The 12,314-nt window shown below is 71.7% G+C and carries 13 protein-coding genes; 7 read left to right on the top strand and 6 right to left on the bottom strand.

The window, feature by feature from the left end:
* Positions 1–17: 17 nt before the first annotated feature.
* A complete protein-coding gene (locus Q9R08_RS09685; RefSeq protein WP_308867807.1) occupies positions 18–545 on the top strand; it encodes a hypothetical protein in 528 nt (175 codons plus the stop codon).
* Positions 546–595: 50 nt separating this feature from the next.
* On the top strand, positions 596–1,087 hold the full coding sequence (locus Q9R08_RS09680; RefSeq protein WP_308867806.1) for a SprT-like domain-containing protein: 492 nt from the start codon (positions 596–598) through the stop codon (positions 1,085–1,087).
* Positions 1,088–1,093: 6 nt separating this feature from the next.
* On the opposite strand, the gene Q9R08_RS09675 is transcribed toward Q9R08_RS09680, so the two are convergent.
* On the bottom strand, positions 1,094–1,735 hold the full coding sequence (locus tag Q9R08_RS09675) for a 2-phosphosulfolactate phosphatase (protein WP_308867805.1): 642 nt from the start codon (positions 1,733–1,735) through the stop codon (positions 1,094–1,096).
* Between the two features lie 81 nt (positions 1,736–1,816).
* On the opposite strand from Q9R08_RS09675, the gene Q9R08_RS09670 reads away from it, so the two are divergent.
* Entirely contained in the window at positions 1,817–2,323 is a 507-nt protein-coding gene (locus Q9R08_RS09670) for a hypothetical protein (protein WP_308867804.1), read from the top strand.
* Between the two features lie 8 nt (positions 2,324–2,331).
* Here Q9R08_RS09670 and Q9R08_RS09665 read toward each other — a convergent pair whose 3' ends face one another.
* Positions 2,332–2,925, bottom strand: coding sequence for an NADPH-dependent FMN reductase (locus Q9R08_RS09665; protein ID WP_308867803.1), 594 nt, complete (start codon positions 2,923–2,925; stop codon positions 2,332–2,334).
* Positions 2,926–3,068: 143 nt separating this feature from the next.
* On the opposite strand from Q9R08_RS09665, the gene Q9R08_RS09660 reads away from it, so the two are divergent.
* Positions 3,069–4,811 carry a gluzincin family metallopeptidase gene (locus tag Q9R08_RS09660; RefSeq protein ID WP_308867802.1) on the top strand — a complete coding sequence of 581 codons (1,743 nt, stop codon included), beginning with the start codon at positions 3,069–3,071 and terminating at the stop codon, positions 4,809–4,811.
* Positions 4,808–6,112, top strand: coding sequence for a ComEC/Rec2 family competence protein (locus Q9R08_RS09655; RefSeq protein WP_308867801.1), 1,305 nt, complete (start codon positions 4,808–4,810; stop codon positions 6,110–6,112). Before Q9R08_RS09660 ends, Q9R08_RS09655 begins: the two co-directional genes overlap by 4 nt.
* 58 nt (positions 6,113–6,170) lie before the next feature.
* On the opposite strand, the gene Q9R08_RS09650 is transcribed toward Q9R08_RS09655, so the two are convergent.
* Positions 6,171–7,631 (bottom strand): ABC transporter permease, encoded by a 1,461-nt coding sequence (locus Q9R08_RS09650; RefSeq protein WP_418001347.1) that lies wholly within the window; start codon positions 7,629–7,631, stop codon positions 6,171–6,173.
* A 23-nt stretch (positions 7,632–7,654) separates the two neighbouring features.
* Positions 7,655–8,473 carry an ABC transporter ATP-binding protein gene (locus Q9R08_RS09645; protein ID WP_308867799.1) on the bottom strand — a complete coding sequence of 273 codons (819 nt, stop codon included), beginning with the start codon at positions 8,471–8,473 and terminating at the stop codon, positions 7,655–7,657.
* 141 nt (positions 8,474–8,614) lie between these two features.
* Here Q9R08_RS09645 and Q9R08_RS09640 point away from each other — a divergent pair, with 141 nt between their 5' ends.
* Positions 8,615–9,304: a hemerythrin domain-containing protein gene (locus Q9R08_RS09640; protein ID WP_308867798.1), complete on the top strand. Its 690-nt coding sequence runs from the start codon at positions 8,615–8,617 to the stop codon at positions 9,302–9,304.
* 34 nt (positions 9,305–9,338) lie between these two features.
* Here Q9R08_RS09640 and Q9R08_RS09635 read toward each other — a convergent pair whose 3' ends face one another.
* Entirely contained in the window at positions 9,339–9,992 is a 654-nt protein-coding gene (locus Q9R08_RS09635; protein ID WP_308867797.1) for a response regulator, read from the bottom strand.
* Entirely contained in the window at positions 9,989–11,191 is a 1,203-nt protein-coding gene (locus tag Q9R08_RS09630) for a sensor histidine kinase (protein WP_308867796.1), read from the bottom strand. The genes Q9R08_RS09635 and Q9R08_RS09630 overlap by 4 nt, the downstream gene beginning before the upstream one ends.
* Before the next feature lie 272 nt (positions 11,192–11,463).
* On the opposite strand from Q9R08_RS09630, the gene Q9R08_RS09625 reads away from it, so the two are divergent.
* Positions 11,464–12,312 carry a nitrilase-related carbon-nitrogen hydrolase gene (locus Q9R08_RS09625; protein WP_308867795.1) on the top strand — a complete coding sequence of 283 codons (849 nt, stop codon included), beginning with the start codon at positions 11,464–11,466 and terminating at the stop codon, positions 12,310–12,312.
* The last annotated feature ends 2 nt before the right edge of the window (positions 12,313–12,314 follow it).

The raw sequence follows: 12,314 nt of genomic DNA, 5'->3' as shown, positions 1-12,314 counted from the left end.
GGCGAAGGGAGTCAGACGTGAGCTACATCAGCGGGTACGATCCCGACACTCTCCGCGAACAGGTGAATCCGAGCCAGTGCAAGGAGCGGCTCGAAGAGATCGGCGAGCAGCGCAGCCTCCCGGCGCTCCTCGAGCGCGTGTGGCTCCTCAAGGTGCTCGACCGCGCCGAGGACGCCCTGGTGATCTCGGAGCAGTCCGTGCGGGTCGCGCGCATGGCGGGCACCCGCAAGGACCTCTTGCGTGCCCGCATCCTCCACGCGACCGTGCTGCAGGCGCGCGGTGCCTACGCCGCCGCCGAGCAGGAGCTCACCACCTGTGCGGAAGAGGCCGAGGGACAGGGCTGGGCGAGCATCGGCGCCTTCGCCTACCAGCATCGGGGCAAGGTCCACTTCGACGCGGGCGACTACGAGTCGGCCCGCAAGGACTTCAAGCGCGCACTGTTCCTGCGCCAGGAGTCCGGCGCCACCGAGGACCAGCTCGAATCCACTCTCCTCGCGATCGACGCCGCCGACCGGCGCCGGGCCGCGGCGTCCGTCGCCAGCTGAGGTGGATGCCGTCGCTCCGAGTGTCGGAGATATGTTCTAGTCTCACTTCCATGTCGGAACTGCATCGCGTGCGGCACTGGGCCGAAGCCCTCATCGCCGCCCACCTCGATCCCTCGTGGAGCTTCGCGTTCGACAACGCCAAGCGGCGCGCGGGGCTGTGCGACTACACGCACAAGCGCATCAGCGTGTCGCGCTACCTGGCGGCGCGCTACGACGACGACACGAACCACCAGACGCTGCTGCATGAGGTGGCGCATGCCCTCGCCGGGCCGCGCGCCGGACACGGTCCCCGCTGGAAGGCGGTCGCGCGCGAGCTCGGCTACGTCGGCGGCGCGACCCACCAGGGCGAGACCGCGACGGAGCTCGCCCCGTGGGTGGGCGTATGCCCCGCCGGTCATGTCGCCTACCGGCACCGCAGAGCGACCAGGCCCACATCGTGCGCGAAGTGCGCTCCTCATTTCGACGAGCGCCACGCCTTCACGTGGACCCGGCGCGAGATCACGCGCGCGACCCGCCTGGCCGCGCTGACGCCGCGGGACTGACGCGAGTCAGTACACGACGAACGAGCCGTCGCGGAGAACCGGGACGACGGATGCCGCGTCCACCGCCGCGGCGTCGAGCACCTCGTCGCGAGCGCCGCGGTCGAGGAGCTCCTGACCCGAGCCGCTCGCGGTGAGCAGGTGGCGCATCGCGCCGCGCAGACCGCGGAACGCCTCGCAAGCGGCGGCGGACTCCGGCGAGGTGTGGTCGATGCCGAGCGCGCCGAGGGCGTCGACGATCGCCCCGGCGCCGAGCTGGTCCTCGACGGCGAACCTCAGCGGCGCGTCGGGCTCGCGGCCGGCGAGCTCACCGGCCGCGATCACGGCGATGCTCGTGCGCACGGCCCGGCGCTGCTGGATGTCGAGCACCGCGCCGGCCACCGCTGCGGCGTTGCGCAGGCAGCCCAGCAGCACCGTGCCCTCCCCCGCCGCGGCCGCCTCGGCGAGGGCGGCTCCGTTGAGCGACACCGCGTGGGCGGAGGCGTCGAGCGGCACGCTCTCGCCGCGCGCGACGGCATCCGTCACCGTCGTGGAGAACCGCAGCACATCGACGATCACGACGACGTCGGCGGGCGCGAGGCGTTGGAGTCCGGTGACTCCCCAGTCGTGGCGGACCTGGTAGCGGCGCTGGTCGAAGGGACTCTCGGGCATCCGTCCAGCGTAGAACGCGGCATCCGGGATCCGGGCAGCGCGACCCCGGCCCAGGCGGGAGGCAGGGTGCGAGACTGGAGCATGCGGATCCTGCTGAAGTTCGTGATCGACTGCGACCCCGACGCCGCGTGGCGGGCGGTGCACTCGCCGCGTGCGGTGGCCGAGCTCTACGGCCCGGTGATGGATCTCGCGCCGCTGGTGCCGCGCGGTCTGCCGACGTCGTGGACACCCGGCGACGACGTGCCGGTGCAGCTCTCGGCGTTCGGCACGGTGCCGATGGGTCGGCAGCTGATCCACGTCAGCGAGCGGTCGGTCGACGAGCCGGGCGGGCACGTGCGGGTCTTCCGCGACAGCGGCATCCCGCTGACCGGTCCGCTCGCGAGCCTCGACGTGTGGGATCACCAGATGGCCGTGTCGCCGGCGCCGGGGCAGCCCGGCAAGACGCTGTGGCGGGACCGCCTCGTCATCGGCGGCCCGACCGCGCCGCTGCTGTGGCCGGTGCTGTGGGGCATCTGGCAGTGGCGCGCCGCGCGCGTGAAGGCGCTCGCCCCGGGGTGGGCGCACGACCCCGAGCCCGCCGACGCCTGAGCGCGAGGTCAGGCCTGCGGGATCACGGTGAGCACCCGCGCGGTGTACTCGAGGAACTTCGCCATGAACATGCGGAGGAACTCCTCGGTCGACGCGACGGTGACCTCGCCGTCGGCCTCGATGAGTCCCGGCGTGAAGTGGATGTACGCCTCGGGGGTCGTCATCTGGCGCGCGTTGAGGAAGCTCAGCGTGCTGCGCAGCGACTGCTGGCCCACGGCCGTGCCGATCTGCCCCGGAGACGCGCCGATCACGGCGGTCGGCTTGTCGGTCCACGCGCTCTGACCCCACGGCCGGCTGCCCCAGTCGATCGCGTTCTTCAGGGCGCCGGGGATCGAGCGGTTGTACTCGGGCGTCACGAACAGCAGCGCGTCGGCCGAGCGCACCGCGTCTTTGAAGTCGAGCGCGGCCTGCGGGTAGTCGGTGTCGAGGTCGCGGTTGTACAGCGGAAGGTCGGCGTACGAGATCTCGAAGAACTCGAACTCCGGCGGCGCGAGCCGCTGCAGGGCCAGCGCCAGGCGCCGGTTGACGGATTCGCGTGACAGGCTGCCGACGATGACGCCGACGCGGTAGGGCGGTTCGTGCTCCACGATGTCGATCTGCATGGTGTCAGCCTGCACCCGCCGGCCCGCCGGCGCACCCCATCGGGCGGCCGTCCCGTCACGGCGTATCACCGGTGTGCGGCGACCGCTCTTCCCCAGCGGAGCAAACCGCTGCAAGGTGGAGCCGAGGACCCTGGGGGTGCGACATGACCGATGGTGTCGAGTACGCCGAGCCTGCCGACGAGCCGCGCACGCACGTGACGCTGCGGCTCATCGCGCAGGACCCTGCGGTCAGCGGCGACGACGGCAAGATTCTGACCGCACGGGTGAAGGTGCCCTGGTCACGCATGGAGGACGGCCCGCGCGGGGCCCGCCTCCACGTCGTCGACTACGACACGGCGACGGGTCGCTACGTCAAGCACGAACCGCTGGGGAAGGACGACCTGTTCGCGGATGCCGAGGACGAGGTCCTGCGCACAGATCTGGCCTTCCATGCCCAGCACGTCTACGCCACCGCGGCTCGCACGCTGTCGACGTTCGAGACGGCGCTCGGCCGGCGACTTCCCTGGGGATTCGGCAGCCACCAGCTCTACCTCGTGCCGCACGCGTTCGCCGAGGCGAACGCGTACTACTCGTTCGAGGATCGGGCGCTGCTGTTCGGCTACGTGCCGCCGGCCGACCCCCGTGGTGAGGCCGTCTACACCTGCCTGAGCCACGACGTGGTGGTGCACGAGACCACGCACGCCGTGCTGGACGGGCTCCGCCGCCGGTTCCTCGAGCCGAGCCTGCCCGATCAGGCGGCCTTCCACGAAGGCTTCGCCGACATCGTCGCGCTCCTCTCGGTGTTCTCGATGCGTCCGGTCATCGAGCAGGCTCTCGGCAAGCCGGACAAGAGCGGCCGCATCCCGCGCGGCCGCATCCAGCCGGACGCGCTCCGCAGGAGCATGCTCGCCCGCGTCGCGGAGCAGATCGGCAGCGTGCTCACGCAGGGCCGCGGAGCGCTCCGCGAGTCCGCGTTGAACCCGCCGCCGGCGGACTGGGCGAAACGGCCCGAGTTCGTCGAACCGCATCGGCGCGGCGAGGTCCTGGTCGCGATCGCCTTCGATCTGCTGATCGAGATCTGGCACCGGCGGCTCGTGGCCCTCTTCTCGCGCCCGAACAGCGAGGCCGCGGGCGGCCGGGGCATCACGGTCGACCGCGCCCGTGCCGCCGAGGAGGGCGCCAAAGCGGCATCCCAGCTGCTCACGATGCTGATCCGCGGTCTCGACTACCTGCCGCCCGTCGAGTTCGACTTCGGCGATCTGCTCAACGCCGTGCTGCTGGCCGACAACGAACTCGTGCCGGACGACGACCTCGGCTACCGCCAGCTGCTGATGGCGGGTTTCGCCAAGGCCGGCATCCAGCGATCGTCCGACCGGGTCACCGACGTCCTGGATGCGGAGCTCGCGCCGCGCTATCTCGGGATCAACTTCGCCGGGCTGCGCAGTGACCGCGACGAGGTCTTCCGGTTCCTGTGGCAGAACGCGCGCCGGCTCGACGTGTCGACCGACTACTACACGGTGATCGAGTCCGTGCTGCCGACGCAGCGGATCGGTCCCGACGGCCTGATCGTGCCGGAGTCGGTCGCCACGTACGTGCAGATGGCGGACATGACCGCGCGCGAGTTCACCGACGAGTCGGGGCTCCAGCTCTCCCCCGCGATCGCCCCGAACACCCCCGTGCAGCTGTTCGGCGGCGGCACGCTGATCTTCGACCAGTTCGGCAGGCTCAAGCTGCACATCCACAAGCGCCTCGACGACTGGCGCCGGCAGCAGAAGCGGCTCGACCACCTCGAGCGGACCGGGCGTCGCGACGCGTCGGCGCGCCTCGGATTCTCGGACGGCGTCGCCCGCGGGCAGACCTTCGCCGAGCTGCACCGCACCGAGCAGAGCTCCGGGGAGACATGGTGAGCACTCCGATCCGCGTCCGCGTCCGCATGTACCAGGTCGGCTTCGGCGACTGCTTCCTGGTGTCGGTCGAATACGACGCGCCGCTGCCGGACGGGCGCGACGAGCGGCACATCCTGATCGACTTCGGCACGAGTCATTCACCCCGGGAGGGCATGGCTCGGGGGCGCATGGGCGACGTCGCTGCGCTCATCGAGGAGCACACCGGTGGTGAGCTGGACGTGCTCGTGGTGACCCACCGGCACCGCGATCATCTGCGCGGGTTCGAGGTCGACGCCGGTGCGGCGATCATGAAGCGACTCGCACCCAAGCTCGTGGTGCGGTCGTGGACCGAGGATCCGGAGCTCGCCGAGACCGCGGACGGCCCGGCGGCGGCGCCGGACCAAGCGGGAGGCGTGAGTCGCGCGTCGGCGAGGTACGCCGCTCTTCTCTCGCGGGCGCAAGAGGAGGTCGCACGGCTCGCCACGCTCGTGGGGCTCGACGAGGAGGTCCGGACGGCGGCCGAGGACCAGCTCAAGAACGCCGAAGCGGTCGCTCTGCTGAACGAGCTCTCGCGCGACGGCCGCGGCCGCTATCTGCACGCGGGCATGGAGTCCGGCATCGACGACGTCGTCCCAGGGCTCACAGCGACGGTGCTCGGCCCGCCCACGGTCGATCAGGATCCCCGGGTCGCGCGACAGCGCGAGGAGGACCCCGAGTACTGGCTCACCGCACTGGGGGCGTCGCTGCGTGTCGTGGGGTCAGCCGCCGACACCGAAGCCCCAGCGCCGATGACGCATGGGCCGGGCCCGGTCCGCTGGCTGATCGATCGGCTCGCGAATCAGCGCTCCCGCTCCGCCGCACGGCTGGTCCGCGATCTCGACGAGGCGCTGAACAACACCAGCGTCATCCTGCTGCTCACGGTGGGCGGAGTGTCGCTGCTGTTCTCGGGTGACGCCCAGATCGAGAACTGGCGGCACACGCTCGATCGGCTGGGCGACGATGCCGACCTCCGCGACCGCCTGGCGAAGATCGACCTCTACAAGGTGGGCCACCACGGCAGCCGCAACGCGACGCCGCGATCGCTGCACGCACTGTGGAAGGCGCGCGCCGCCGACCTGCCCCGGCTCTCGGCGGTGATGTCGACGCGGCAGGGGGTGCATGGCAAGAACGACAACGCGGTTCCGCAGGGGCACCTCGTCGACGCGCTCCGCGAGGTGGCCGATCTCTACTCGACCGACGACCTCGACGCCGGCGAGGAGTACGTCGAACTCGTGACGGATGCCGCTCGCGGCCCGTTCCGTCTCGTTCCCCGACCCGCATGACCCGTCGAGAGCCGGCGAGCCGCGGCGCGAAGCCTGCGCCGCGGCCGCCGGCCCCGCCTCAGTCGGCGAGCGCCTCGACCGGGGCGACGCGCGTCGCCAGCCGGGTCGGCACGACCGCGGCCACCAGGGTGAGGATCGCCGTCGCGGCCACGATGATCGCGACCGGAATCCACGGGACGGCCGGCGCGACCAGCGTCGGCGCGGCGAACGACGGCGGCATCGGCACCGCACCGAGGAGCGACTGCGCACCGGCCCACCCGTACGCGGTACCGAGCACGAGCCCCGTGACCGTCGCGGTGATCGTGATGTGGGCGGCCTCGAGCAGCACCATGCGACGCACCTGACCCGTCGAGACGCCGAGCGCTCGCAGCAGTCCGAGCTCCCGCCGGCGCTGCACGACGCCGATCGTGAGGAGGTTGACGAGCCCCACCGCCGCGATGACGGCCGACACGGCGACCAGGCCCATCATGATGCCGGCGAAGGTGTCGAGGAGAGTGTTCAGCTCGTCAGGCGCATCGCCGCCCGCCGACGTCGTGAGCACCGCCTTGACCGTCTCGAGCGCGACGGCGAACATCGTGACGAGCGTCACGCCCATCACGACGCCGATGGCCATGCGGCTCGAACGCTCCGGGTGACGGAGGGCGTTCTCGGCCGCCAGGCGCGCCGTCGCCGATCGCCCGAAGAGCCGGCCGACGAGCTGCAGCACCGGCGGCATCACGAGCGTCGCGCCGAGCGCGAGGCCGGTGAACGAGAAGATCCCGCCGAAGAAGGCGACGATCACCCCGAGCGGCGTGACCAGTCCGAGCAGTATGCCGACGGCGAGGAGGGCGCCGCCGATCGCGAACAGCGTGATCGCGGCGCCGTTGCGCGTGCCTCGCCGGGCGAACGCGTCGTGGGATGCCTCGACCGAGCCGCCGAGCGCCTGCAGCGGCGTGACCGTCAGTACACGGCGCGACCCGGCCCACGCGGCGACCCACGTGGTCAGCGCGACGACCACCGCGGGGATGACGAGCACCGCCTGCACGACTGCGTAGTCGACGTCCTCGATACCCAGCGCCCAGGTGGCCAGCACCATACCGGCCCATGAGACCAGCGTGCCGCCGAGGAGTCCGAGCGCGGCGCCGACGACGCCGACGACCAGACCCTGTCGCGCGACCTCGGAGCGCTGCGAGCGCGCCGAGGCGCCGATCAGGCGCAGCAGTGCGATGCGCCGCGTGCGTCCGGCGATGACCGTGGCGAACGTGTTCGCGGTCACGATGGCCGCGACGTACACGGCGACGCCGATGAGCAGGACGCTCATCATCGCGAGGACGACGGCGAGCGTGCCGCTGTCCCCGATGAACGGATCGGCGCGCAGCACGGCGGCGATGAATCCGGTCGCGCTCAGCAGGATCGCTCCGAACGCGCTCGAGATCGCGGCGACGAGGATGCTCGCGCCCATGCCGCGCTCACGCAGCCACGCGAGCGGAGCGGTCGCGCCCGACGACGCGGCGGTGACGGATGCCGCCGGCTGCGGCATCCGGCCCGTCTGGGCGACCGCGGTCACGACGTCACCTCGGCGACCACATGGCCGACGGCCGACGCGGCGGGGACCGGAGCCCCGGCGCTCAGCTCGGTTGCGAGCATGTACGCCGAGATCTCCTCGGCGCTCTGGCGCGGCTTGTCGGCGACGATGCGCCCGTCGCCGAGGAACAGCACCCGGTCGGCGTGCGAGGCGGCGACCGGGTCGTGAGTGACCATCGCGATCGACTGTCCGTGCTCGCGCGTGGCAGCGGCGAGCAGGGCGAGCACCTCGCGGCCCGAGCGCGAGTCGAGGTTGCCCGTCGGCTCGTCGGCGAACACCAGGTCGGGCGCCGTCGCGAGTGCGCGGGCGATCGCGACGCGCTGCTGCTGGCCGCCCGACAGCTGATGCGGCCGGTGGCCGAGGCGGCTGGTGAGGCCGAGGCGTTCGACGAGACCGTCGATGCGCGCCCGTTCGAGCGCGGTCGGACGGCGTCCGTCGAGGTCGAACGGCAGCAGGATGTTGCCGAGCGCGTCGAGGGTGGGCACGAGGTTGAACGCCTGGAAGACGAATCCCACGCGGCGGCGGCGCAGGATCGTGAGCTCGAGGTCGGAGAGACCGGTGATGTCGGTGTCGCCGATCCAGGCCCGCCCGGAGCTCGGCGCGTCGAGGCCCGCCATGATGTGCATCAGCGTCGACTTGCCCGACCCCGACGGGCCCATGATCGCGGTGAACTCGCCACGGCGGATGCCGACGCTCACGCCGTCGAGGGCGTGCACGGTGCTCTCGCCCGTGCCGTAGGTCTTGTTGAGCTGCTGCACCCGGGCGGCGAGGCCCAGGTCGGTCGATGAGAGTTCCATGACTCCGACGTTAGGAACCCGCACCTGTCGCGCGCGTCGCCCGGACGAGGCATCGGCATACATCTCCGGGATGATCTTCCCTGCGCCTCCTCGCAGGACTATCGTCGCGTCCAGCCCGACCCCGCGTCTCGAGGAGCCGCCATGCCCGCTACGCCCCTGCCGCCCAGCGGCGCGCTGCCCGAAGCCCCGAAGACGTGCGACGCGAGCGGGATGGTGGAGATCCATCGTCTCTTCCGCCGCGGGTTCGGCGAGGCGCCGGATCTCGTCCGGCGGGTGCGCGCGGGCGACACCTCGCACGCAGCGGTCGTCGCGACGCAGCTCGAGACGCTGTCGCTCGGACTGCACGCACACCACGAGGGCGAGGACGAAAGGCTGTGGCCGGCACTCGATGAACGGGCCCCCGCCTGCGCCGCGCACGTCGAGCGCATGAAGGCGCAGCACGCCGAGCTGCTGGTGCACCTGAGTGCGATGGACCGGGCACTGCCGGCGTGGCGCGCTTCGGCGAGTGCAGCGGATGCCGCGCCCGTGCTCGCCGCCCTCGACGGCGTCAATGCGGCGATCGCGGTGCACCTCCCCGACGAGGAGACCAACATCGTGCCCGTCATGGAACACACCATCACCGAGGCCGAGGTGGAGTGGTTCTCGGAGCACGGCCGCAAGTCGATCCCCAAGGGCCAGATGTGGCAGCAGCTCGGCGAGATCCTCGCCGCGCAGCCCGACGGCGGCGACGAATGGCTGCACAAGCACATGCCCGCGCCGGGCCGTCTCGCCTGGCGCTGGATCGGCCGGCGCAAGTACGCCGCCCACCGCGTCGCGCTCGAGGGCCGCTGACTCACCCCACGCGGCGCGGGGGGTGGGGCCGGGACTACGCCAGGCCGTGCTCGAACGCGAACACGACCAGCTGCACACGGTCGCGCAGCCCGAGCTTCGTGAGGATGCGGCTGATGTGGGTCTTCACCGTGGCCTCCGAGAGGAACTCCCGCGCGGCGATCTCCGCGTTCGAGAGGCCGCGCGCGGCGAGGGCGAAGATCTCGCGCTCACGGTCCGTCAAGTCACCGTAGGCCGGCGGCACGGGCCGGGGCGCGGCATCCGTGAACCGTTCGAAGAGCTCGCGTGTGGCGGATGCCGCGATGACAGCCGACCCGGCATGGACGGTGCGGATCGCGGCGAGGAGGAACTCGGGATCGGCGTCCTTGAGGAGGAACCCGCTCGCGCCCTGCCGGATGGCCCGTGCCGCCGCCTCGTCGAGGTCGAAGGTCGTGAGCATCACGATGCGCGGCGCCGGTGAGCCGGGCTCCGGGGCATCGGCGAGGAGTTCGGCGGTGGCGGCCAGGCCGTCCATGACGGGCATGCGGATGTCCATGAGCACCACGTCCGGCCGCGACCGGCGCACCGCGTCGATCCCCTCCCGGCCGTCGGCGGCCTCGGCGACCACCTCGAGGTCTGGCTGCGAATCGATGAGCATGCGGATGCCGGCGCGGAACAGCGCCTGGTCGTCGACGAGCGCGACGCGGATCATGCGAGTTCCCCGATCGGCAGGTGCGCGCGCACGGTGAAGGCGCCGAACTCGTCGGCCGCGTCCAGGCGGCCGCCGGCAAGCTGCGCGCGCTCGCGCATGCCGATGAGGCCATGGCCGAACCTCCCCGGCTGGGTGCCCGGCACGATCGGGTTGCGCACGTCGAGCTCGACGCGGTCGGGAAGCCACGCGAGCCGCACGTCGACGGGTCCACCGGGGGCGCCGTGGCGGAGCGCGTTCGTCAGTGCCTCCTGCAGGATGCGGTAGACCGCGAGCTGCACGGCTGCCGCCGGCTCGCCCTCGGCCGAGCTGCGCTGCGGCGCGGGGTCGACGTCGACGCGCAGCTCGACGCCGGCGGCGCGCACCTGTGCGTAGAGCTCTTCGAGATCGGCGATCGTCGGCTGCGGCCCGTCTCCCTGGCGGTGGCGCAGCTGGCCGAGGAGCAGCCGAACGTCGGCGAGCGCCGAACGCGCGGTGCTCGAGATCGTCGCCAGCGCGTCGGTCGCCACGGCGGGATCCGCCGCGGCGGCATAACGCGCGCCGTCGGCCTGGGCGATGACGACGGCGAGCGAGTGGGCCACGACATCGTGCATGTCGCGGGCGATGCGCACCCGCTCCTGCTCGGCGACGGTCTCCGCCTCGGCGCGCTGCTGCGCCTCGCGGTTCTCCCGCGCGCGCACCGCCGTGCGCACGAGCGCGCCGATCGTCCACGAGAGCCCCAGGGCGAACGCTGCCGCGACGAGCGTGACGAGGGCGACGGGCAGCGTCTGCCACGACAGCCCGCCACCGGCGAACACGGGTCCGGCGAAGAGGTAGACGGTGATCACGAGCGCGCCGACGATCGCGGAGGTGAACCCTGCCCAGTACACCGGCCGCACCCCGTACGCCGCGGTGGCGTACAGCACCGCGAAGATCGCGACGTCCGAGAAGCTGGGCGGGCGCCCGAGGCCGATCTGCGCCACAGCGCCCAGCCACGCGAGCCCGAGCGCGAGCGCCGGTGACAGCCGGCGCACCGCGAGGGCGGCGCTGAAGATGCCGGCGATGAGCAGGCCGAACGCGGTGTGCCCCTCCGAGCCGAACAGGTACTCCACGCCGAACGCGCCCGTCGCCATGACCGCCTCGACCGGCCATGCGACCAGCAGGAAGACCAGTGCGATCGACACGTCGGTGACCAGCTGGTACGTCTTCAAGCGGCGGAACACCGTTTCACGTTACGGGACGCGCTGCGCGACGGCATCCGCCCAGAGATGTACCGCGGATGCCGCGGCATCCGCCCTGCGATCCATCGAAAGGTCTGCCGAACCAACCATTGCGCCGCACCGGGCGAGGCTTTACTGTCGCGTCACAGGCCGAAACCGACGGGAAACGTCGGGTCGACAGGATCGGGGTGCAGGGCCGCCGCGGGAGCGGAGCCCGCTGGTCCCACCCGAGGGACGAGGAACACGGCATCCGCCGGTTCACGAACGGAGAGACGATGACGACGGTACGCGCGGCGATTTCGCAGACCACCTGGACGGGCGACAAGGAGTCGATGCTCGACAAGCACGAAGGGTTCGCGCGGGACGCCGCGAGCCAGGGCGCGCAGGTGGTGTGCTTCCAGGAGCTGTTCTACGGCCCCTACTTCGGGATCACGCAGGACAAGAAGTACTACCGCTTCGCCGAGCCGGTCGACGGCCCCATCGTGCAGCGCTTCGCCGCCGTCGCCAAGGAGCTCGGGCTCGTGATGGTGCTCCCCATCTACGAGGAGGCCGAGACGGGGGTGTACTACAACACCGCGGTGCTCGTCGACGCCGACGGCACGATCCTCGGCACCTACCGCAAGCATCACCTGCCGCACCTCGACCGGTTCTGGGAGAAGTTCTACTTCCGCCCCGGCAACCTCGGTTACCCGGTCTTCGAGACCGCGGTGGGGCGCGTCGGCATGTACATCTGCTACGACCGCCACTTCCCCGAGGGATGGCGCGAGCTCGGCCTCGCCGACGCGCACATGGTCTTCAACCCCAACGCCACGAAGCCCGGGCTCTCGAACCGGCTGTGGGAGGTCGAAGGACCCGCCGCGGCCGTCGCCAACGGCTACTTCGTGCTGCAGCCCAACCGGGTCGGCCGCGAGGACAACGAGTACGGCGACCTCGCGGTGGACTTCTACGGCACGAGCCAGGTGATCGACCCGCGGGGCGACTTCGTCGGCGAGCGCGGCTCGGGCGACCACGAGGAGCTGCTCGTGCGCGACCTCGACCTCGACATGGTGCGCGAGATGCGCGACGACTGGCAGTTCTACCGCGATCGCCGTCCCGACTCGTACACCCGGATCGCGAAGCCGTAGGG

The sequence above is a fragment of the Microbacterium psychrotolerans genome (assembly GCF_031085295.1).
GTDB classification, from domain to species: domain Bacteria; phylum Actinomycetota; class Actinomycetes; order Actinomycetales; family Microbacteriaceae; genus Microbacterium; species Microbacterium psychrotolerans.
The sequence above is the reverse complement of the archived record's forward strand: the minus strand, read 5'-3'. Positions and strand labels throughout refer to the sequence as shown.

What these genes read in the sequence shown, in the direction of transcription:
- Q9R08_RS09635 (WP_308867797.1), bottom strand. Translation starts at nt 9,992, where the DNA reads ATGATCCGCGTCGCGCTCGTCGACGACCAGGCGCTGTTCCGCGCCGGC.
- Q9R08_RS09680 (WP_308867806.1), top strand. Translation starts at nt 596, where the DNA reads ATGTCGGAACTGCATCGCGTGCGGCACTGGGCCGAAGCCCTCATCGCC.
- Q9R08_RS09665 (WP_308867803.1), bottom strand. Translation starts at nt 2,925, where the DNA reads ATGCAGATCGACATCGTGGAGCACGAACCGCCCTACCGCGTCGGCGTC.
- Q9R08_RS09625 (WP_308867795.1), top strand. Translation starts at nt 11,464, where the DNA reads ATGACGACGGTACGCGCGGCGATTTCGCAGACCACCTGGACGGGCGAC.
- Q9R08_RS09670 (WP_308867804.1), top strand. Translation starts at nt 1,817, where the DNA reads ATGCGGATCCTGCTGAAGTTCGTGATCGACTGCGACCCCGACGCCGCG.
- Q9R08_RS09675 (WP_308867805.1), bottom strand. Translation starts at nt 1,735, where the DNA reads ATGCCCGAGAGTCCCTTCGACCAGCGCCGCTACCAGGTCCGCCACGAC.
- Q9R08_RS09650 (WP_418001347.1), bottom strand. Translation starts at nt 7,631, where the DNA reads ATGCCGCAGCCGGCGGCATCCGTCACCGCCGCGTCGTCGGGCGCGACC.
- Q9R08_RS09660 (WP_308867802.1), top strand. Translation starts at nt 3,069, where the DNA reads ATGACCGATGGTGTCGAGTACGCCGAGCCTGCCGACGAGCCGCGCACG.
- Q9R08_RS09645 (WP_308867799.1), bottom strand. Translation starts at nt 8,473, where the DNA reads ATGGAACTCTCATCGACCGACCTGGGCCTCGCCGCCCGGGTGCAGCAG.
- Q9R08_RS09640 (WP_308867798.1), top strand. Translation starts at nt 8,615, where the DNA reads ATGCCCGCTACGCCCCTGCCGCCCAGCGGCGCGCTGCCCGAAGCCCCG.